The organism is Azospirillum terrae (assembly GCF_053470425.1).
On sequence record NZ_JBPXMR010000002.1, the window covers coordinates 1 to 21,872 of the forward strand.

Consider the following 21,872-nt stretch of genomic DNA (forward strand, 5'->3'; position numbering starts at 1 on the left):
TGATCCGGGGCATCGTGGAACCTCCTGGGTGGGATTGGTTCCATCCCCACATTCCAACGGGTCGGAGGTTCCGCGCTGCTGACGCCCCCTATGCCGCGTCAGCGGCTTCGTTCAATCCGCATGCTGGTGACACATTATAGTTTTCAGCGTTCATGCGCTTTCGGCGGCGGTGTCCATGCTGTTGCGGCGTTGGGGGCGAGATTGTCGACCGCGTCATGCATCGCGCGGCAGCGCTGCCCCCGCCGGGCGGACCCGGGAACAGGAACGGCACGATTTGGCGGCTCGCCCGCAAGGGGAAGCGCTGGCGCGATGCGTCGATGGCCGTGCGCTGGACCGCCGCCGGCATGTGGAAGGCCAAGAGGGTCTTGCCGCTGGAAAGCCGACACGCCGCTGCCGGCCCGTCCGGCGGCGCGCGCGGCGACCATCGCCACCGACGACGCCCTTGCCAGCGTGAGCGCGGCGGCGTAAGCGTCAATCCGCAGGGCCCACCATTTGCGACACCGGCCGGGACAGCCCCAACGAACATGAAAAGGCGGTGTTCAGGAGACTCGCTCAGTCATGGCCACGAGACACCGGGCGACACCGCCCACCGACGCCCCCGCCGCGGACGCGCCCCGGCCCCTCGTCCCGGTGATCCCCGAGGACGTGCGCGCCTTCCTCGGGGACCCGCCTCTGACCGTCCTCGAAGACCCCCGCGCTTATGAGGATCAGCTCGCCCGCATCGCTGGCGCCGTCGCCCCCAAGGACGCGATCGAGTGGCTCTGGGTGCGCGACGTGTGCGATCTGGTCTGGGAGTCCCGGCGCCTGCGGATGGCCAAGGTGGAGGTCGTCCGGCTCTCCATGGTCGAGGCCCTGGATGACGTCCTCCTCGATCCGGGGCAACGGACGCTCAAGGCCCTTCTCCGCGCCGATCCCAACTCCAGCGACGAAGACGGTTTGGCGCTCGCGTGGCTGGCAGGGGACGCGGACGCCCGTGCCGAACTGGAAGAGCAGCTCATGGCGCGCGGGCGCACCCTCGCCACCGTGGAGGCGCAGGCGCACCTCCTGCGCCTCAACGCCCTGGAGCGCCTCGACCGCCTGATCGCGATCGGCGATGGCCGCCGCGACGCCATCCTCCGCGACCTCGAGCGCCGCCGCGCCGCCGTCGCCGCGCGGCTCCGGGCCGTGGCGGAAACCCTCATCGACGAGCCCGCGCCATGACCTCCCACCGTAAAGCCGCCGCCAACCGGCGCAACGCCCGCAAGAGCACCGGCCCCAACACCCCGGCCGGCAAGGCCCGCTCCAGCCGGAACGCGGTCTCCCACGGCTTGGCGGTTCCGCTGGCGGTGTTCCCGGACCTCGCCCGCGCGATCGACGCCGTGGCGCGGCGCCTCGCCGGACCCGACGCCGCCGATCCCTCCCTCTTGGAGCGCGCGCGCGCCGTTGCCGTGGCGGAGTTCGATCTGCGCCGCGTGCGCGCTGCCAAGCGCCGGCTGCTGGAGAGCGCTCTGGCCGAGCCCGCGCGGGCGACGCCGGGATCGGGCGCGGCGCCAACCGCGGTCCCGGAGTCGCGGCTGGCGCAAGCCCTGGTCGAGACAGCCCCTGAGCTGCTGTGCCTCGACCGCTACGAGCGCCGGGCCCTGTCCCGGCGGCGCGCCGCCTTGCGGGGGCTTGGCGTGTGACAGCCGGTCAGACGGAAGAAGAGGTGTGTCTGATATATAGCAATTATGCTAAATTCATAACATATTTTAAGTAGTGCAGCGCCTACCGGTCGGTTGCGCAGGGCCCGCCGACACAGGCTGGGGCTCGCGTCGTACTCCGCTTTCACAACCAAGCATCTGGATGGTCTGGCAACGCTTGGCTTGGTCGGCCGATTTGGCAGAACGAACCCAAACTGTTGGATTCCTGTTCGGCGGCTCTGCATTGTCGTCGAGGTTGCCGCCCAACCGGCATCCGATAATACGGTTGCGCCTCACGCCCAACGGGTGATCGATCGCTGTCTTGACACAGCGGATCGCGACGATCTGGTGGCAGTACCGCGGCGAGACCGTCTCCGTCGGTCAATCGGCTGGGGAAATGCCGCGGTTCGGCATCGTCTTGATGTCGAGGCAGAACCGCGGAGACCGGCCTCCGCCTGGTGGCCGGCGCCACACTGGCCGAGGTGGCGGCGCTGCTGGGTGCCGCCGGGGCGCTGGTCGACGTGCTGTGCCACGGCGAGCCCTGCCTGACCATGGCGCTGCGCCAAGCCATCGCCGCCGCCAACCGCATCCCGCTGGTCGAATGGAGCGCCGCGCACAACGCGACTGCTCTGAAGGCGGCGCTGGAGCCGCGCGCGGCGGCGGCCGGCCCGGCACCGGTGCAGGCCGACCCGCGGCTGCCCGACGGGCTGCTGACCCGCCGCTGCCGCCGGCCGCGCGCAATCCCCCCCGCCGGCTCCGTGCTGGCATTGGCGCGCACCGACGCCGCCGAGGCGCAGGAGCGCCTGCTCCAGCCGCTGACCTCGCTGCTGCGGCGAGGCCGCATCGACGGCTTCACCTTGCTGCTCGACACCGGCGACGGCAACGCGCCGGAGGTGGCGCACCACGGCCAAGTCGACGCCAGCGGGCGCTACGACGCCGTGCTGGTCGGCGGCGACCTCGACCGCAGCTTTGCCCAGGCGGTGGCGCTGGGCACCGGCGGCTACGCGCTCGACCTGCCGGCCGGCGTGCCGGTCGAGGAGATGCCGGCCACCCTGCAGCGGCTGGCGCGTGCCGCCGCCGCGCTGGCCGCGCCGAGCGCCGCCGTCCTCGCCGACGCGCTGGCGGTGCTGCCGGTGGCCGAGCGGCCGGCGGTGGTGGCGCCGCCCCACCTGGAGTTCCACCTGTCGGTGCCGAGCCGCGGCGGCCGGCCGACCGCCCTGGTCATCGACGCGTCGAACGGGCTGCTGCTCGATTCCGCGAAGGAGGCCGTCCTCAGCGCCGTGATGCAGGCGACCGAACGCTTCGGCCTGCCGCTGCTGTGGTACGGGCCGTCCGATCCGGACTTCGAGCGCAACGTCCCGTCGCTGCGCCCGATGGCGGCGCGCGGCGCCCGCGACGTAGCGCTGGAGCTGCTGCGCGCCGACGCGCTGCTGCCGCTGGCGCCGCTGGAAGGGCCGGGCGACGGCATCGTCGGCCGGCGCGCTGCCTTGCAGACCGACGCCGCCATGGTGCTGTTCGGCGGTACCGGCCACGCCGGCATCTACTCGGCGGTCGGCCCCTACGCCGCCAGCTCGCTGTCGGCCGGGCTGTGCGTGCCGAACACGGCGGACGCCTGGCTCGACGCCATCGCCGGCATGGTCGAGGGCACGGCGGAGGCGCCGGTGGACGCGGCGGCGGTGTGCGCCGAGCGCGGCGTCGACCACCTCGCCGACGCCTGCTGGGCGCCGCTGATCGCCGCCGCCGCCGCGCCGCAGCCGGTGTCGCTGCCGGCGTTGCTGGAGTTGCGGCTGACCGTCGCCGATCTGGCGCACCGCCTGCCGTTCAGCGAGGCCGCCTACCTGGAGCGCCACCCCGACGTCGGCGCCGCGGTGGCGGCCGGCGAGTTCGCCTCCGGCTACGACCACTTCATCAAGCACGGCTACGCGGAGGGCCGCATGCCCGAGTTCGTCCCGGCCGACACGGTGGCGGTCGACTCCCTGGTCAAGGCCGAGATCCCCGGCTGTGAGGGCAGCCTGCGCGAGGCCGAGCACATCGCCGCGCAGATCGAACGCATGCTGTCATCGCTGCCGCGCTGAGCCGCTCCCGAAGAGGTCCAATCCCATGTCCTTCATCGCAGGGTACGTTCCGGCTCCGGGCAACGGCGTGGATGCGGCGCACGCCTTCATCCTGCGCGCCGCCGAGTGTGCGCAGGCCGCCGGCGCCGACCATTTCGGCTTCCAGGACGCCAGTGGCGGCGCCCTGGTTGTGGGCCAGCGCTTCACCGGCGGAATGGCCGAGGCGCCGCAGCCCTACCAGTCCGAGGACGGGGCGTGCCGCCTAGTGTTCTCCGGCGTGCTGTACAACGCCGCCGAGCTGCAGGAGCGCATTGCCCCGCCGGCCCCGGCGCTGCACGGCGGCGAGGTGCTGCTCGGCCTCTACCGCCACGAGGGCGAGGCGGCCTTCGCCCGGCTGGCCGGCGCCTACAGCTTCGGCCTGTGGGACGCTGCGCGCGGGCAGATGTTCGTCGGGCACGACGGCGGCGGGGTGGGGCGGCTCTACGTGGCGCAGGACGCCGGCAGCGTGCGCTTCTCTTCGGACGCCGGGCTGGTTGGCGGCCCCGGTGGCGCGCTGAGCCCGGCGGTGGTGGCGCAGTTCCTCGCCTACGGCACCGTGCTGCCCGGCGCTGCGGTTGGGGAAGGCGTGTGGAACCTCGACCCCGGCGGCTACCTGCGCATCACCGAGGGGCGCGCGACGCGGTGGAACGCGGCGGCGGCCGGGCTGGAGCCCGAAGCCGCGGCCGAGGAAACACTGGCCGGGGCGCTGGCGCGTTCGCTGCGCGGGGCGTTGCGGCGCGGGCGGGCGCCGGCCGGTCTGCTGGTCGGCGGCGGCCTCTATTCCGGGGTTCTGACCGCGGCGCTCGGCGAACTCCATGGCGCGCTGTCCGCGGTGAGCGTCGGCCTGCCGGTGCTCAACGAGTTCGACGGCGCCGGCATGGCCTGCGAGCACGCCGCGGTGCCGCTGCGCGCCGTCGACGTCACGCTGGACCATGTCATGGAGCGCCTCGATTCCGTGCTCGCCAACGCGCCGAGCCCGGTCGACGACCCACAGGCACTTCTGCTGGCGCTGGCGGTGGAGAGCGTCGAGCCCGGCGTCAGGACGCTGTTCACCGGCATCGGCGGCCGCGAGCTGTTCGGCGACCACGGCTGGGACGCGGTTGAGCCGGCTGACGTCCGCGCCCTGATTCGCCGGCCGGCCGACCTCCAGGCGACGCGCACGCTCGACAAGTGGCTGCGCACGCTCCCGCCCGGCCAGCCGCTGCCGCACACCGATGCCACGCTGATGGTTGCCGAGCGGCGCGCTGCCTTGGTCTCGGCCGCGGCGGCGGCGCGTGGCATGGTCGCGGTGCACCCGTTCCTCGCCAATCCGGCGCTGCGACCCTTCGCGCGTGCCGTGGCGGAGGCGGCGGAGGCCGGAGGCATGCGCCCGCGCGCGGCGCTGCTGGGCCGGCTCGGCCTCGATCTGCCGCCGGTGCTGGCCGGGCGCGAACCGTCGCAGCCCTCGCTGTACCGCGAGTTGCTGCTGGACGCGTGCCGCGGAGCGGTGGAGGCGACGGTGGCCGGGCTGCACCGCATGGACGAGACCGTCGACGCGGCGGAGGCGGTCCGGCTCACCGGCCGCTATTATGACGGCGAGGCGGCGCTGGCGCCGCTGGTGTGGCGGCTGTATGTGCTGGGCCGCTGGCTGGAGCGGCGGGTCTGAGGAACGCAGGGAAGGAACGGTTTTTATGCGTACGAAATTCATTGTTGCCAATGACAAGGGCGGCGTCGGCAAGAGCACCCTCGCGCAGTTCTGCATCCTCTACCTGCAGCACAAGGGCACGCCGGCCCGCGTCGTCGAGTACGACCGCCAGCCGAAATTGCAGCGCTTCTTCGGAGCCGAGGTGCTGACGCAGTCGATCGCGCCGGACTGGGGCGCGCAGTACGCCAACGCCGGCGCGCTGGCGACCTTCTGGGACCCGGTGGTCAAGTGGTTCCGCGTCGAGCGGCCGCTGATCATGGATTTCGGCGCGCAGGTCTGGGATTACTTCCACGCCTGGGCCCGGGCGGTGTCGCTGCCCGATCTGGTCGACAGCGCGCGCGTCACCGTGCTGATCCCGGTCACCGCCGACGCCGAGGCGGTGGTCGGCGCGCTGCGCGTCGTCCGCTCGGCGCCGGAGATCCTGCCGAAGGCGCGGCTGATCGTGCTGTTCTGCGACAAGGACGGCGACGTCGCTCTGATGCAGGGTCTGTCGGAGTTCAAGGAACTTCAGGCCGCCATAGCCGCCGGCACGGTAGAGCACCGCGACGTCCCAGTGCTGGCGCGCGAGGGTTACCCGGCGGCGGCCAACCGCGGCTGGCGCTTCGACCAGATCTATCAGGCGACGCCAGGCGCATTCGTCAACGCCACCGGCGCCTCGCTGATGGTTGCCGCGCGCACCATCAAGGCGGTGCGCACCTGGGTCGACGGCATGACGCAGGCGCTCGGCGACGTGCTCGCCAAGCGCGGCGGCCGCAAGGTGTCGGTCACAGCGGTGGCGGCGGCGCGGTGACCGTTTCGGCTGCGGCCTTGATGTGACGGCGCCGATGGCGACAATTGGCGCCTTCCAACCGGCAGCCGAGGGACCAGGATGAAGGCGCGCGTGAAGTGGGTTCTGGACAGTCCCAGGAAGGTCTTCACCCGCTCGTCGATCTCGGCGCACAGGCAGCTGACCTGGCTCTTGGAGATGCCCGACGAGGAAGGGCCGATCACCTGATCGGCTGGGACTGTGGCGGGCGCGGCGAAACCACCTTCCGGCACCTGCGCCAGCGGCTGCTACGGTGGGGAGCGCGCTTGTTCCACACCGGCCAGTTTGCCGTCTGCGGCATCGTTGAATTTCCCTTCTTGTGATCCGCCCTGTCCGCCCTCAGACTTCCCGGTGCGATATGGACACCACAAGGAAGGCCAATGGAAGCCGACGAGGTCTGTGAGAAGATCCGCGAGTCCGCCGGATCGGAAAGCGCGGAAGAGGCCCCCAACCGCAAGGGCATGGCCGTCTACATCTCCTTCCTGGCTGCGGTCCTCGCCATCACCAGCGTGGGCGGATCGAACGCCGCCAAGCAGATGGTGAACAGCAACATCCAGGCCAGCGACACCTTCTCCTTCTACCAGGGCAAGGCCGTACGCCAGACCGAATACCAGCTGGCGGCGCGCACGCTGGAATTGTCGGTTCTTTCCCGCCCCGACCTGACGCCCGAGCAACGGGCCGACGTGGAGCAGGAGGTGGCGCGGTATCGCGCGACGGTGGCCCGCTACGAAAGCGAGCCGCAAACCGGCGAGGGCAAGAAGGAGTTGCTGGCGAAGGCGCGGCGCTTCGAGGATGAGCGGGACCGGGCGGCCACGCAGGACCCCTACTTCGATGCCGCCGAGGCCCTCCTGCAACTTGCCATCGTGCTGGCGTCCGTATCGACCGTCATCGGGGTGGCCGGGCTGGTCTGGCTGAGCGTGGCCTGCGCGGCCGTCGGTGTGCTGTCGACCATCAACGGGTTCGTTTTGTTTGTGAATGTTCCTTTCATGTGAGTCGTCGACAGAAAGCGGGGCCGCGAGAATTTCGGCTGCGCAAGCTTGTTCTTTCGCTTCCCGCTTTTTGGAAACGGATGGAAACACTGGCGGAACAGGATTGTCACAAGCCCGCAATAGAATGCCGTTGCGAACACACTCCTTCCTCGGGTTGAGAGCGGTCTTGCCGTGAATGCGAAGCCGCCCTGAGTGTGCCTTGCTCTTTAAGCTGCCCCGTGATGTCATGACGGCAGAAAGGCGCGCGCGTCGTCCTTGTTTGCGCCGCCCGGATCGGGTACATATGCCCCTCGGTTTATGTTCGTGTGGTTCTGTTTGGTATCGTCTTTACTTTTTTTTAGTCCTTTTCGGACCTGACACCCTGCTCGATACTCCATTCCTAAGGTCCGACAGGACCGTGCCCCGCTGACCCTTTTCGGCGCGTTCGCCCCGGAGACCATCATGCAAAACGCCAGCAGCTTTTCGGGCCGCTTCAAGGTCGGAACCCGCATCTACACGGGATTCCTACTGATTTTGGTGCTCTTGACCGCTCTTGCGGTGACCGGCTACCGGGCGCTGGGTTCGGCCGAGGGGGGCTTTGACCGCTACGCCTCGATTTCCGACAACGTGGCGCGTGTCCTCGACCTCGCCGCCGATGTCGGGCACATGCGGCGCAACGTCATCAACTTCTCGTTCTCCGGCGATCCCAAGGCCGCCCAGCAGGTGCTGGAGCTTCAGAAGACCCTGCGCACCGCGCTGAAGGACGCGACGGCGGCCACCCTGGACCCCGAGCGGCGCCGCGGCCTGGAGCGCATGACCGCTCTGTTCGAGGCGTATGGCGCGAACTTCGCCAAGCTGGTCGAGGCGCGCCACCAGCGCGACAAGCTGGTCGAGGAGCAGGTGAACCCGTCGGGCACCAAGGCCCGCGAGAACTTGACCAAGGTCATCGCCTCCGCCATGGCCGACGGGGACATGGAAGCGGCGGCCCGCGCCGGCCAGGCGCAGGAAAGCCTCATGCAGCTGCGCATCGCCGGCCTGCGGTTCCTCACCGCCCCGGACCGGAAGGCAGCCGAGGACGTCAAGAAGCGCAACGATGATTTCGACGTGCTGATCAAGGCATTGACCGAGCGTCTCAAGAACCCGGAACGCAAGCGGCTGGCGCAAGAGGCCGACCGGCTCTCCGACCAGTACACCGAAGCCTTCGGGAAGGTCGCCCAGGCATCCCTGGACATCCAGACGCTGGCCTTCGACACCATGGCCAAGGAAGGGGCCGAGTTCGCCGAACTCACCGACAAGGTCGTCGAGGCCCAGGCGAAGGCGCGCGGCGAGATCCTCAAGGACAGCAAGTCCGATATGGCGGCGACGCAGACGATGTCGCTCGGCCTGGGCATCGGTGCGGTGGTTCTCGGGTTGCTGCTGGCGTGGCTGGTGGCCCGCTCCATCGTCCGCCCGGTCACCGAGATGACCGACTCCATGGGCAAGCTCGCCGCCGGTGATCTGGCGGTCACCATCCCGGCGCTCGCAAATCAGGACGAGATCGGCCGGATGGCCCAGGCCGTCCAGGTGTTCAAGGACAACGCCGTCGAGAAGAAGCGCATGGACGAGGCCGAGCGCGAGCGCCTGGAGGCCGAGCGCAAGGCCGAAGAGGCGCAGCGCGTCCGCGAGGCGGCGATCGGCCAGGAAATCGCCTTGCTGATCGACGCCGTGTCCAAGGGCGACCTGTCGGAGCGCATCGATCTCGCCGGCAAGGACGGCTTCTACAAGACCATGTCCGAGGGCATCAACCGCCTGACCGACACCGTCCAGGGCGTCATCGCCGATCTGGCCGAGGTGCTCGGCGCGCTGGCCCAGGGCAACCTGAACAAGCGCGTCACCCGCGACTACCAGGGCGCCTTCCAGAACCTGAAGACCGACGTCAACGCCACCTCCGACAAGCTGACGGAGATCGTCGGCAGCATCACCGAGGCGACCCGGACCATCGCCTCGGCGTCCAGCGAAGTGTCGATGGGCTCCAGCGATCTGGCCGAGCGCACCGAGCAGCAGGCGTCCAGCCTGGAGGAAACCGCCGCCAGCATGGAAGAGCTGGGCGCCACCGTGCGCTCCAACGCCGACAACGCCCAGCGCGCCAACCGCATGGCCACCGACGCCCACAAGGCCGCCGAGAACGGCGGCGCCGTCGTCGGCTCGGCGGTCGGCGCCATGCGCCGCATCGAGGAGGCCAGCCGCAAGATCACCGACATCATCGGCGTGATCGACGAGATCGCCTTCCAGACCAACCTCCTGGCGCTCAATGCCGCGGTGGAGGCGGCGCGGGCCGGCGACGCCGGGCGAGGCTTCGCCGTCGTGGCGCAGGAGGTCCGCACGCTGGCCCAGCGCTCGGCCCAGGCGTCCAAGGAGATCAAGGCGCTGATCATGGCGTCCGACGGTCAGGTGAAGGACGGCGTCGGTCTGGCCGAGAAGGCCGGCGACGCGCTGGGCGGCATCGTGTCGTCGGTGCGCGAGGTGGCGTCGCTGATCTCGGAAATGGCCTCGGCGTCGTCGGAGCAGGCGACCGCGCTCGACGAGATCAACTCGACCATCGCCCAGATGGACGAGATGACCCAGAAGAACGCGGCGCTGGTCGAAGAGACCACGGCCGCCGCCCAGGCGATGTCCGGGCAGGCGCAGCACCTCACGGAACTGGTCGGCTTCTTCCAGTTGACCGGCGCGGCGCGTCCCATGAACTATGGCGCGGCGGCGCCCGCGGCGCCCGCGGCGGCCCGGCCGGCGGCCGCGCATCGTCCGAGCCCGAGCAAGCCCAAGGCGGCGGTGCACAAGCAGGCCGCCGCGACGAAAGCCGCAGCCCTCAAGCACGCCGACCCGGATCAGGACCCCGAGTGGAGGGAGTTCTGATCCTCAGCCCACCTCCGGGGAGCGGCGTCCCGCCGCTTCCGCCCGGAGGCTTTCGGACGGCGCCGGAGCGCGTTCGCTTAGGCGTGCTCGAGCTTCCCCGCGACCGCGTGTTTGGCGTTCTCGCCGATGCTTTCGATCTGGTCGGCGTGGCGCCGGACGTGCCTTGCGTGGCCGGTGTCGACGCTGTTCTTCTTCGCTGGCACGAGCGGGCCGACTCGCTGGTCCGGCGCGTCCGCGGGCACGGCTACCGCGGCCCCCTGATCGCCGCCCTGGACAGCCGTTCGCCGGACCACGTCGTCGCGGCGTTGTCGAGCGGGTGCGATGACGCTCAGCCCTATCCGTGCGACCCGCGGGAGTTGCGGGCGCGGATCGGCGCCATCCACCAGCGCGCCGCCATTGCCACGGCGGGGCCGGCCCGCATCCGCTCGGGCTGCCTGGAGATCGGGCGGGACGGCAGCGATCCGTGGGTCGACGGCAAGCCGCTGAAGGTCAGCCCGAACTGCGCCAAGGTCCTCGCGGCGGTCGCGCTGGCGAAGCGCCCCGTGCCGTTGCCGCGCCTCGCGGCCATGCTGTATGGCGCGGAGCCGCCGCCGTCCAAGACGATCAACACCTATCTGTGCATGCTGCGCACGATCATGACCGCGGCGACCGGACGGGATGGCTGGCTGAAGCTGAAGGACGGCGGGTACGTCCTGTCCGACGATACCGCCTGTATCCCCGATCGCCAGCTGTCGAAGTAAATCGCTGCGCGGGGCATTTGGTAAGCCGATCTACGAGGCCAGCAGCTTCATGAAGTTGCGCTTGGGCTTGAAACGGATCTTCAGGTCGGCGACGTACGCCGCGTGCTTGGCCTCTTCGCCCAGCCGGCGGCGGATGGCCCCCATGCGCGTGACGAGGCGGAAGGCCTCCTCATAGTTCGGCTGGCCGCCTTGCCCGACCAAACCCTCCACGAGGCCTTTGTAAGTCGTCAGCGCGTGCTGCGGATGGCTGTCCTCGGTCGCTCCGGCCAGTTCCCGGTGCAGGCCGGCGCTGGCGCCATGCTTCTTCACCGCCTCCCACGCGGCGTCGAACAGCTTTTCCTTCATCAGCACCTGGATCAGCAGATCGGCCGGTGAATGCCACGCGGACGCGCGTGCACCCTTGCCGAGTCCGGCCCGCAGCATCTCCACCGCCCGGTCGCGGGCGGCGTCGGCGGACGCTCCATGGCCACCCGCCATCTCCTTAAGCCGCTCGTACAGGGCAAGGCTGGGCTGCCGCGCGAAGCGTGCCCACAGCAGCGCCTCGGCATCCTGCGTGCGGCCGGCGCGCTGGTAAAGCTCGGCGGCGAGGTCGGTCAGGCCCTGATCGGGCTGCTGGTCCTCGAACTGCCACAACCCCTCTTCGACCCAGCGCAACGCCTCGGCGTCGCGACCGTGGTCGAGGCAGATCTGCGCGATCTCCACATAGCGGTGGGGCGAGGAGAGATCCTTGGCGCGGATGGCGATCCGGGCGTCCACGTCGCCGTCCAGTTCGGCGAGGTCGTCGAGGATCGCGGTCAGCCGGTAGCGGAGGCCATAGGTCTCGTCGAACGCGCGCCGGTTCGGGCTGGCCGGCTTGAGCTTGGACCACGCCGCCTCGGCGAGCCGGCGGAATTCGGCCAGCCCCGCCTCGCCCAGAACATCCTGATAGGCCACGGCGCCACCGCCGAAGACGTCCCAATTCGACTCCGCCTCGCGCTCGAACAGGGCGCGCGCCAGCGCCACCGGGTCGGGCGACGCGGCGCGGCAGGCCGCCACGTGCAGGTCGTACGCCCGTTCGATCACGGTGAACGCCTCGCCTTCCGAATCGGCCACCACGTTCGGCGCCTCTTCCGCGCGCTCCAGGAAATGGTCGAGCAGGCGCACCGCCAAGGCCGCGCGGCCGGCCTTGATCAAATCCTCGATGGGGTCGAGCACGGCGTCGAGATCCGCCGCCCAGTCCGGCACGGCGTCGTAGCCGAAATAATCGTCCGTGCTGGTGGCCTTGGTGATCGCCGTGCGCAGGCGGGCGAACAGCGTCTCGTCGTCGGCCGACTCGGTGGCGGTGGCCAGATCCAGGCGCTGGAACAGGGCCGGGTCGCGCTCGGCCTGCGCGAGGATCATTTCGACCAGCGCCTCGGCGTCCTTGGTCCGCAGATGGCGGCGGATGCGCTCGATGGGATAGTCCGCCTCCGCCGATCCGCCGGCCGGCGCCTCGTTGGCGGCGAGTGCGGTTGCCACCAGATGCTTGCAGAACCCCCAGTTGGAAAACGCCCGGCACGAGCACGCGCCGGTGAACGAGCGGCCCCGGCCGCGCAGTTCGGCCCGGTAAAGCTCGGTCCCGGCGACGCGGCTCAGCACGTGATCCTCATCGACGGCCAGAAGTTCCACATGGCCATCCCGGTGATAGGCCTGCCCACGGGCGAAGGCCTGGTCGCCGGCCAGTTCGCGAAGGGCGTCGATGTCGAAGCGCGGGGGCATGGCGGTCGCGGCGGTTCTGCTGCAGGACTCCACATTGAATTCGGCCAAGCGGGCGATCCTGTCAACCGCCACCCGCCCCACATCCGTCACGGCGGTCCCCCTCCCGCCGGGCGGCCGCGGTGTGCTAGGCTCGGCGCTCGCTTCCGCCCCGCGACCGACCCCGGACCCGTCCCGTGCGCTTCATCCACACCGCCGACATCCACCTCGACAGCCCGCTGGCCGGGCTGAAGGCGCGTGCCGGCGAGGAGCGGGCGCGCGACCTCGTCGGCGCCACGCGGCGGGCGTTCTCTGGGATGATCGACACGGCCATCGAGCAGGCGGTGGACTTCGTGGTGATCGCCGGCGACCTGTACGACGGCGACTGGCGCGACTTCTCCACCGGGCTGTTTTTCGCCGAGGGCATGGCACGGCTGGAGCACGCCGGCATCCGCGTCGCCCTGGTCAAGGGCAACCACGACGCCGAGAACGCCATGACGCGCAGCCTGACGCTGCCGCCCAACGTTCACGTCTTCCGCTCCGATCGCGCCGAGACGTTCCGCTGGGACGATCTGGGCGTGGCGCTGCACGGGCGCAGCTACGGCCAGCGGCAGATGCGTGACAACATCGCGGCCGGCTACCCGGCCCCGGTGCCCGGCCTGCTCAACATCGGCGTTCTGCACACCGCCGCCGACGGCCGGCCGGGGCACGAGCCCTACGCGCCGTGCGCGCTGACCGAACTGGCGGCCAAGGGCTACGCCTACTGGGCGCTCGGCCACGTGCACGCCCGCGAGGTGTTGAGCCGCCAGCCCTGGATCGTCTTCCCCGGCAACCTCCAGGGCCGCCACGCCAACGAAACCGGGCCGAAGGGCTTCACCCTGGTCACCGCCGATGCCGGCGAGGTGGTGGCGGTCGAGCACATCGACGCCGACGTGCTGCGCTGGGCCAGAGTCACCGTGGAGATCGGCGGCTGCACCGGCCTCGACGATGTCGGCGAGCGCATCCGCGCCGCTCTGGACGAGGCGCTGGAGGAGGCCGGGCGCCGCACTCTGGCCGTCCGCCTGACGCTGACCGGCCGCAGCGCCGCGCACCGCGCGCTGGCCGGCGACCCGGAGCGCACGGCGGCCGAATGCGCCGCCGCCGCTCAACGTGCCCGAGGCGACGTGTGGATCGAGAAGGTCGAGCTGCGCACCGCCGAACCGGAAGCCGAATCATCAGCCCTGCCGGACGCCTTCGGCGAACTGCTGAACGCGGTCGAGGAGGTGCGCGCCGACCCGGCCGAGCACGATGCCGTCCGCGCCGAGCTGGAAGCGCTGTTGTCCCGCATGCCGCACGCCGTGCGCGCCGAGGCGGGGCTGGAGGAACTGGACGATGCGCAGTTGTCCGCCATCCTCGAAGACGCGCGGGCCATCGTGTTGAGCCGGCTGACCGGCGAGGGCAACGCATGAGGATCGACCGCCTTCACCTGGAACGCTACGGCCACTTCGAGGACCTCGCCCTCGATCTGGGCGGGCCGGAGGTGCTGCTGCACGTGGTGCACGGGCCGAACGAGGCCGGCAAGTCCACGGCGCTGTCGGCGATCTGCGACCTGCTGTTCGGCATCAAGGATCGCACGCGCTACGCGTTCCGCTACGACTACGGCCAACTGCGCATCGGCGCCGAACTGTCGAACCGCGCCGGGGACACCCTGGCCTTCAAGCGGCGCAAGGGGCGGGCCAACACGCTGCTCGCCGCCGAGGGCGGGGCGGCGCTGCCGGACACGGCGCTGGCCGGGTTCCTCGGCGGGGCGGACCGGGACTTTTTCGAGCGCATGTTCGGCCTGGATTACGACCGGCTGCGCGCGGGTGGCGACGCCATGCTGGCGGCCGGCGGCGATCTGGCGCGCAGCCTGTTCCAGGCCGGCAGCGGCGTGGCCGGCATCGCCGGTGTGCTCGACCGCCTGGACGGCGAGGCCGACGCGCTCGCCACGCCGCGCAAATCCGCGGCGAAGCCGTTCTGGAAGGCCATGGAGCGCTATGACGAGGCGCAGGGCCGCATGCGGCACGAGGCCCTGCGCGCCGACGACTGGACGCGCGCCGTCAAGGCGGTGCAGGAGGCCGAGGCCGGGCGCGCCGCGGTGGATGCGCAGCTCGCCGGCTGCCGGGTGCGACGCAGTCAGGTGCAGCGCTTGCGCCGCGTGCTGCCGATCCTGGCGCGCCTGGACGAACTGGCCGCCCTTCTGGCGGCGGACGGCGGCGGCCCGGATTTGCCGGACGCCTTCGAGGAGGCGTGGCGCGCCGCGCAACGCACCGCCGACGAGCTGGCCGAGGCGGTGGCGCACGCCGCCCGCCGGCTGGAGGGGCTGGAGCACGATCTGGCCGCCTTCGGCCCCCCCGGACCGCTGCCCGGCCTCGCCGCGGAGATCGAGCGCCTGCACGTCGCCTATGGCGATGTCGAGGCCAAGCGCGCCGACCTGCCGAAGCTGGAGCGCGACCTGTCGCTCGGCCGGGCGCGGCTGGAGGGGCTGATCGCCCAACTCGGCGGCGGCTTCGCGCCGGAGGACGCCGCGACCCGCGTGCCGCCGCGCCCTGTCGTGGCGCGCCTGCGCGCCCGCATGGCGGAACGGCAGGCAATCGACACCGCATTGGAGGCGGCGCGCCGCCAGCGCGACGGCGCCCGCGACCGTCTGGCCGAGACCGAGGCGGCGTTGACGGAGCTGGGCATCCCCTCCGACCCGGCGGAAGCCGCCGCCGCGCTCGCCGAGGCGGCGAAGGCCGGCGACACCGACGCGCGGCTGGCCGAGGCCATCGCCGAGGAAGCGGCGGTTAAGACCGAGGCCGGCGTCGCCTTCGCGCGGCTCGGGCTGTGGCGGGGCACGCTGGGCGGGCTGGCGACCGCGCATTTCCCCGACGATTCCGCGGTGGCCCGGCACGAGCAGGCGTTCGCCGCCTTGTCCGCCGAGCGCGAGGCCGTCGCGCGCGAGCGCCGGCAGGCGCGGGACTCCCTGGAACGGCTGGACGGCGACCTCGCCGAGTTGAAAGCCGCGGGCACCGTGCCGACGCCCGAGGCGGTGCAGGACGCTCGGCAGCGCCGCGACCGCGGCTGGCGTCAGGTGCGCCGCCGCTACATCGAGGGCGTGCCCGACGAGACGCCGGCCGAGAGTCCGGCCGACTTGGCCGCGACCTACGAGGAGGCGGTGCGCCACGCCGACGATCTGGTGGACCGGCGCGAGCGCGAGGCGCAGCGCATCGCCCGCTTCGCCACACTCACCCGCCAGCGCCAGGACGCCGAGCGGGCGCTGGAGGCGGCGAACGCACGCGCGGCCGCCCTGGATGCGCGCGACGCGGAAGCCGCCGCGGCATGGAGCGCGGCGTGGGCGGCGGCGGGCGTCGAGCCGCGGGAGCCCGCGGCGATGCGCGTCTGGCTGCAACGCAAGGACGCCGTGGTCCGCCTCGCCGATTCCGCCCACAAGGCCGAGTCCGCCGTGCGCCGCGCCCGCACGGACGCCGAGCAGGCCCGCGCGCACCGGCTGCATGCGGCCCGTCTGGTCGGCATGGCCGATGCCGAGTCCCTGGACGCGGCGACGCTGCGCAGCCGGGTGGCTGCCGCGGTGACGAAGGCGGGCGAGACCTGGGGCCGCGCGACCCGCCTGCGCCAGGAACTGGCCGACCGGCGCCGCGAGATGGACGCGGCCGACCGCGCGCTGACCACCGCCGAAAGCCGGTCCGGGGAGTGGGCCGCGGCCTGGGCCGCCGACCTGCCGCTGATCGGCTTGGCTGCCGGTGCCGCGCCGGCCGAGGCAGCGGCGGCGTTGGGAGTGTGGGAAGACATTCAGAAGGAAGCCAACGACGGACTCCAGACGCATCGGCGCTGCGACGGCATCCGCGCCGATCTCGACGCGCATGCGACCGCCATCCGCGCCCTGCTGGACCGCGCCGCCCCGGCGCTGGACGACTTGCGCGACCGGGAGCCGCTGACTCTGGCCCCGATGATCGCGCAGCGCCTGCGCGCCGCGTCCGATGTCGCCTCCAAGCGGCAGGCGTTGGAAAAGCAGCGCGACAAGGCCGCCGTCGCCCTCGCCGACGCCCGGCAGGAGTCTGAGCAGGCCCTGCGTGCGGTGCGGGCGCTGCGCCAGGAACATCGGCTTGGTCCCGACGCCGACCCGGTGCTGCTCGCCCGCCGCGCCGCCGAGCGCCGGCAGCTTCAGGCCCGTCTCGATCAGGCGCGCCGCGACCTCGTGGCGGCCGGGGACGGGCAGGGTGAGGCGGCGCTGCGCGCGGAAGCGGCCGGCGCCGCCCCCGACGCGCTGGCCGCCGAGGCCGCCGCGGTCGAGGACGAGGCCGCGCGCCTCCAGAAACAAGGCGAGGCGGCGGCGCAGGCCGTCGTGGTGGCGCAGCAGGAACTGGCCGCGTTGAAGGGCCGCGTCGGTATTGGCGAGGCGGCGTGGCTCGCCAAGGACGCGGCGCTGGAGATGACGGAGTGCGCGCAGCGCTGGATGCGGCTGAAGGCGGCGTCGCTCATCCTGTGCCGCGCGGTGGAGCGCTACCGCTCGGCCAACGAACATCCCCTGGTGAAGCGCGCCAGCGAGGTGATGGCGCGCATCGCGTCCACTGGCGACAACCCCATCGAGCGCCTGACCGTGGACTACGCCGAGGCCGATCATCCCGTGCTGGTCGGCGTGCGGCGCGACGGCGGGCGCTGCCCGGTGGAGGGGATGAGCGACGGCACGCGCGACCAGATGTTCCTGGCGCTGCGCATCGCCGCCGTCGAGCGCTACGCCCAGGCGGCCGAGCCCTTGCCCTTCGTCGCCGACGACCTGTTCATCACGTCCGACGAGGAGCGCACGGTGCCGGGCCTGCGCGCGCTGGCCGAGCTGGGCCGCACCACGCAGGTGCTGCTGTTCACCCACCACCGCTATGTGGTGGACGCCGCCGCGGCGGCGCTGCCGGGGCCCCAAGTGCGTTTCCACACCCTGGTGCCGGAGCCGGCCATCTCCGAACCGGTGGGCTGACGCCCACCGTTTACTTCGGCAATCACTTGGGCGAGAGCACCATGATCATCTGGCGGCCTTCGAGCTTGGGCATCTGCTCGACCTTCGCCAGCGTCTCCAGGCGGTCGCGCACGCGCATCAGCACGTTCATGCCGATGTCCTGGTGCGCCATCTCGCGGCCGCGGAAGCGCATGGTCACCTTGACCTTGTCGCCCTCTTCGAGGAAGCGGGTCGCGGCGCGCATCTTCACGTCGTAGTCGTTGTCATCGATGTTGGGGCGGAGTTTGATCTCCTTCAACTCGATGATCTTCTGCCTCTTGCGCGCCTCGTTCGCCTTCTTCTGCTCCTCGAACCGGAACTTGCCGTAATCGAGGATCTTGCAGACCGGCGGCTCGGCCTGCGGGGCGATCTCGACGAGGTCGAGTCCGGCGTCGGCGGCGGCGTCGAAGGCGTCGCGCAGGGACACGATGCCGATCATCTCGCCGTTGGCGCCGACGAGGCGCACCGTGCGCGCGGTGATTTCCCGGTTGAGCCGCGGGCCTTCGCGGACCGGGTCCGCATCGTAGAGCTTGGCTATGTCGAATCTCCTTGAATGGTGAGCTTGCGCGGTGAGGGTGAACGGCGCCCGGACCGGCCGGGGCCCTTGGGACTTTACCACAGCCGACGCGCGAGTGGAGTGCGAATGGGGGGAAATTTCACTCCCCAACGCGAGTCCGTTTCCCATGACGCGAAATCGCGTTACGATACTCCCCCTCCGGTCGCTGGCCGGGGGCAACTTCTGAGAGGCGGAGGCGATGGAGCGGGGCGACAGCGGGTACTTGCACGTCGTCGCCGGCATGCCGGACCAGCAGGAGCGTCTGCCCAACGCCGCCGGCCGCCGCCTGGACGATTCCGCCCGCCGCGCGCTGGTCGAGCGCCTGCGCCGCCAGGGCTGGAGCTACCGCCGCATCTCCAGCGAGTTGAACATCAGCTACGCCACCGTGTCGCGCTGGCTGGACGGGCCGGCGGCGGCGGCCCCGCTGGAGCCACTGCCCATCCGCTTGGGCGCGCCGCGCCGGCCGACCGCGGCGGCGGCCCGGCCGGAAGCGCCGCCACCGCACGAGTCGGGCGCACCTCAACCGCTCATTGAACAGCTGATCACGCAGAATCGCACTCTGCTGCACCGCGTCGACCAGCTCGTCACCGCCAGCACCGCTCAGCAGCAAGCCATCGCCGACCTGGAGGCGCGCCTCGTCGCCAATATCGAGGACCAACACAAGAAATTGGGGGAGCGTCTGCTCGACTCAATCAAGTTGTTGTTGGCCAAGTTCATCCCGGCCTGAGTCGCTCCCGAGTCGCGCGTCTCCCCTATGTCATACCGTGGTATGGCCGAATGGCCGATTCGGTGCGCGGATACGGCGAGCGCGGGCTGTGACATCGCGTATTACAACGCATTACAATGGACAAGGGTGTGTTTCTTCCCTAGCCTTTCGAGCATCATACGAATTCGTCGCCCGCGGCGAACGTAATAATAATGCTTCCGCTAATTGGGGGAGAAGGAAGCCTTGCTCCGTTCACCGTGGTCCCGCCGAGGGGCCGCCACATCCCGAAGTGCGCGCTGTGTCCGCCCGGCGTCGGCCGTGACCGCGATCCTGATGGCGCTGGTGCTGGCCGCCTGCGGCACGGATTCGCGAATAGCCACGCGGACGGTGGACATGGACGTGGCGACCAACGCCAACGCCGACAACGCGTTGGCGGTGGATCTGGTGCTCATCTACGACACCACGCTGATCCCCTCCTTCGCCGAGCTGACCTCCGCCAACTGGTTCAAGAACCGCGACCAGCTGAAGCTCGCCAACCCCACCGGCATCGAGGTGCAGTCCTTCGAGGTGATCCCCGGCCAGAAGGGCCCGCGCTACAAGGTGACCGGCCGCGGCAACGACGCTTTGGGCGCCTTCGTGTTCGCCGGTTACGACACGCCGGGGCCGCACCGCGCCCGCATCGACGGCATGCCCGCCGTCCTTCTCCGCCTCGGCGAGAAGGACTTCGCGGTGGCGCTGCCGCCGTCTTCCTGACCGTCCCCCGATCGAAACCCCCCAGGTGCGACACGGCATGAGCCACCCCACCCCGCCGCATGATCCGATCCAATGGTACGAGGGCATGCTGCTCACCCCGCAGCATTTCCAGCAGAACTGGCTGCGTCAGGACGAGTTGCTGCACTACCACCTCGGCCGGCTGTCGCCCTTCCATTACGGCGTGCACACGCTGAAGGTGGATCAGGCGATGCTGGTGGTCGGCATCTTCCGCGTCCTGGCGCTGGAGGCGGTGCTGCCCGATGGTCTGGTCGTCGCTCATCCGGCCGACGGCGTGGCCGATCTTCAGATCAGTCTGGTGCCCCACGCCGACCAGCTGAAGGACGCCCCGGCGACCATCCACCTCGTGGTTCCGGCCTACAAGCCCGGCGCCGCCGCCGGTGGCGAGCTGGCGCGCTATCGCTCGGTGGAGGGCGCGCCGGTGGTCGACGAGAACACCGGCGACAACGAACAGTCCATGGCCCGCCTGCGCCCGCGCGTGTCGCTGCTGGTGGGCGAGGAGGTGCCGCAGAAGTACGCGGCCCTGCCCATCGCCCGCGTGGTCTACCGGGACGAGGCGTTCCAGCTCACCGATTACGTGCCGCCGTCCTTCGCGGAAGCCACCGAGTCGCCGCTGGCCGATTCCTGCCGAACCATCGCCAAGCGCCTGCGCGAGAAGGCCGCCTTCCTGGCCGGACGCCTGCGCGCCCCGGCCGGCACGGTGCAGGCGACGCTGCTGTCCGACACCCGGCACGCGGTGCAGTGCCTCGCCGCCGGCCTGCCGCAGCTGGAGGCCATCCTGGGGGCCGGCGCCGCGCACCCGTTCGCGCTCTACACGGCGCTGTGCGGCATCGCCGGGCACGTGGCGACGCTGGGGCCGGGGCTGCTGCCGCCGATCTTCGACGCCTACGACCACCGCGACACGCTCGGCTCGCTCCGGCCGGTGCTCGACTTCATCGAACGCATGATCGAGACGGTCAGCGAGACCTACGTGGCGCTGCGCTTCGCCATGGAGGATTCCGGCTTCCGCCTGAAGATCGAGCCGGCGTGGCTGGGCACCGGACCGGACAACGGGCCGGGCAGCGGGCCGGACGGGCACGGCCTGCTGATCGGCGTGCGGCTGGCGCCCGGCCAGACCGAGACCGAGGCGGACGCCTGGGTGGCCGAAAGCCTGATCGCCTCCGCCGAGAACATGGGCATGCTGCGCGAACGGCGGCTGCGCGGTGCCGTGCGACAGCGGGTCGAGCGCGACGACCGGCTGGAGGTGGTGCCGGAGCGCGGCGTGCTGCTCTACCGCATCACCGCCGACCCCGCCTTCATCGAAGCCGAGCGCGTGCTGGAGATCGCCAACCCCGGCGACCGGCTGGGCGCCCGCCGCCCGGCGGAGATCGCCCTCTACGTGGCGCCGCCCGGCGGCGGCTCTGCCGCCGGCGCCGGTTAGCGGCGGGCGGGGGAGGGGGAAGCCCATGGACGCGCCGATGCAGGAACTGATGCAGGTGCCCGACCCGGTGCCGCCGTCCGTGGCGACTCTTCTGATGGGCGAACGCGGCGACCACACGCTGCTCGTCCAGTTCGGCGACTTCTTCGCCGAGCTTCTGCGCCTGAAATACGCGCTGGCCGCCGGCCACCTGGGCGCCGACTCCCTGGCCCCCGCCGACCTCGCCGGGCTGGTGCACCAGCGGCTGCGCACGCTGTTGGAGGCGCAGGCGGTCAAGGCGCGGCACTGGGGCGGCGCCTACGGCGAAGCGATGTACCGCGAGGCGCAGTACGTCATGGCGGCGCTGGCCGACGAGACGATGCTGCTGCGCGTCAACTGGGACGGCAAGGCCGCGTGGCAGGACCGCCTGCTGGAAACCGCGCTGTTCGGCACGCGCATCGCTGGTGAACGCGTGTTCGAGCGCCTGGACGCGCTGCTGGCCGACAGCTCGCGCGCGTCGGGCGATCTGGCGACCATCTATCTGGTGGCGCTGGCGCTGGGCTTCCGCGGCCGCTACTGGCAGCCGGAGGACGAGGGGGACCTGCGTTCCTACCGCACGGCGCTGTCGCGCATCATCGCCCGCCACGACCCGGAACTGGCGCGCGACGGCGCGCACCTCTTCGAGCAGGCCTACGGCCACACCATCGACCAGGGCCGGGCCGTGCGGCTGCCCTATCTGCGGCCCTGGGGGCTGGCGCTGCTGGCGGTCTTCGCCCTGTTCCTGGCCGGCAGCCACGCGCTTTGGGTTTCGACCACGGCCGACGTGGAGGCCGCCATCCGGCGCATCGACCACGCCGTCAGCCAGCCGACGCACTGAGGAAA

Annotated in this window: 16 protein-coding genes; 14 read left to right on the forward strand and 2 right to left on the reverse strand. The window is 71.2% G+C overall.

Annotated elements, in window-relative coordinates:
* The first annotated feature begins 558 nt into the window (after positions 1–558).
* From ACSVDD_RS06565 to ACSVDD_RS06600, 8 genes are all read left to right on the forward strand, one after another.
* Positions 559–1,200 carry a hypothetical protein gene (locus ACSVDD_RS06565; RefSeq protein WP_448188522.1) on the forward strand — a complete coding sequence of 214 codons (642 nt, stop codon included), beginning with the start codon at positions 559–561 and terminating at the stop codon, positions 1,198–1,200.
* The gene (locus ACSVDD_RS06570; RefSeq protein WP_448188523.1) at positions 1,197–1,661 is read left to right on the forward strand and encodes a hypothetical protein; all 465 of its coding nucleotides are present in this window, start codon (positions 1,197–1,199) and stop codon (positions 1,659–1,661) included. The genes ACSVDD_RS06565 and ACSVDD_RS06570 overlap by 4 nt, the downstream gene beginning before the upstream one ends.
* Before the next feature lie 455 nt (positions 1,662–2,116).
* Positions 2,117–3,733, forward strand: a complete 1,617-nt coding sequence (locus ACSVDD_RS06575; protein WP_448188524.1) for a hypothetical protein — start codon at positions 2,117–2,119, stop codon at positions 3,731–3,733.
* Between the two features lie 25 nt (positions 3,734–3,758).
* On the forward strand, positions 3,759–5,396 hold the full coding sequence (locus ACSVDD_RS06580) for an asparagine synthase-related protein (protein WP_448188525.1): 1,638 nt from the start codon (positions 3,759–3,761) through the stop codon (positions 5,394–5,396).
* Between the two features lie 25 nt (positions 5,397–5,421).
* Entirely contained in the window at positions 5,422–6,225 is an 804-nt protein-coding gene (locus ACSVDD_RS06585) for a division plane positioning ATPase MipZ (protein WP_448188526.1), read from the forward strand.
* A gap of 395 nt (positions 6,226–6,620) precedes the next feature.
* On the forward strand, positions 6,621–7,232 hold the full coding sequence (locus tag ACSVDD_RS06590) for a DUF4337 domain-containing protein (protein WP_448188527.1): 612 nt from the start codon (positions 6,621–6,623) through the stop codon (positions 7,230–7,232).
* A gap of 438 nt (positions 7,233–7,670) precedes the next feature.
* Entirely contained in the window at positions 7,671–10,100 is a 2,430-nt protein-coding gene (locus ACSVDD_RS06595) for a methyl-accepting chemotaxis protein (protein WP_448188528.1), read from the forward strand.
* 83 nt (positions 10,101–10,183) lie between these two features.
* Positions 10,184–10,840 carry a response regulator transcription factor gene (locus ACSVDD_RS06600; protein ID WP_448188529.1) on the forward strand — a complete coding sequence of 219 codons (657 nt, stop codon included), beginning with the start codon at positions 10,184–10,186 and terminating at the stop codon, positions 10,838–10,840.
* Positions 10,841–10,870: 30 nt separating this feature from the next.
* On the opposite strand, the gene ACSVDD_RS06605 is transcribed toward ACSVDD_RS06600, so the two are convergent.
* Positions 10,871–12,625, reverse strand: coding sequence for an SWIM zinc finger family protein (locus tag ACSVDD_RS06605; RefSeq protein ID WP_448188530.1), 1,755 nt, complete (start codon positions 12,623–12,625; stop codon positions 10,871–10,873).
* Positions 12,626–12,750: 125 nt separating this feature from the next.
* Between ACSVDD_RS06605 and ACSVDD_RS06610 the strand changes: the two genes are divergently transcribed.
* Positions 12,751–14,001 (forward strand): metallophosphoesterase family protein, encoded by a 1,251-nt coding sequence (locus tag ACSVDD_RS06610; protein ID WP_448188531.1) that lies wholly within the window; start codon positions 12,751–12,753, stop codon positions 13,999–14,001.
* On the forward strand, positions 13,998–17,543 hold the full coding sequence (locus ACSVDD_RS06615) for an ATP-binding protein (RefSeq protein ID WP_448188532.1): 3,546 nt from the start codon (positions 13,998–14,000) through the stop codon (positions 17,541–17,543). Before ACSVDD_RS06610 ends, ACSVDD_RS06615 begins: the two co-directional genes overlap by 4 nt.
* Before the next feature lie 22 nt (positions 17,544–17,565).
* On the opposite strand, the gene infC is transcribed toward ACSVDD_RS06615, so the two are convergent.
* Positions 17,566–18,099 carry a translation initiation factor IF-3 gene (infC, locus tag ACSVDD_RS06620; protein WP_448189147.1) on the reverse strand — a complete coding sequence of 178 codons (534 nt, stop codon included), beginning with the start codon at positions 18,097–18,099 and terminating at the stop codon, positions 17,566–17,568.
* Between the two features lie 217 nt (positions 18,100–18,316).
* Between infC and ACSVDD_RS06625 the strand changes: the two genes are divergently transcribed.
* The 4 genes from ACSVDD_RS06625 (at position 18,317) to ACSVDD_RS06640 (ending at position 21,867) form a co-directional block, all read left to right on the forward strand.
* Positions 18,317–18,844, forward strand: coding sequence for a helix-turn-helix domain-containing protein (locus tag ACSVDD_RS06625; protein ID WP_448188533.1), 528 nt, complete (start codon positions 18,317–18,319; stop codon positions 18,842–18,844).
* Between the two features lie 297 nt (positions 18,845–19,141).
* Complete coding sequence (locus ACSVDD_RS06630; RefSeq protein WP_448188534.1) at positions 19,142–19,576, forward strand: hypothetical protein; 435 nt, start codon at positions 19,142–19,144, stop codon at positions 19,574–19,576.
* A 37-nt stretch (positions 19,577–19,613) separates the two neighbouring features.
* Entirely contained in the window at positions 19,614–21,014 is a 1,401-nt protein-coding gene (gene tssK, locus ACSVDD_RS06635; RefSeq protein ID WP_448188535.1) for a type VI secretion system baseplate subunit TssK, read from the forward strand.
* Between the two features lie 25 nt (positions 21,015–21,039).
* Positions 21,040–21,867, forward strand: coding sequence for a DotU family type IV/VI secretion system protein (locus ACSVDD_RS06640; RefSeq protein ID WP_448188536.1), 828 nt, complete (start codon positions 21,040–21,042; stop codon positions 21,865–21,867).
* Positions 21,868–21,872 lie beyond the last annotated feature (5 nt).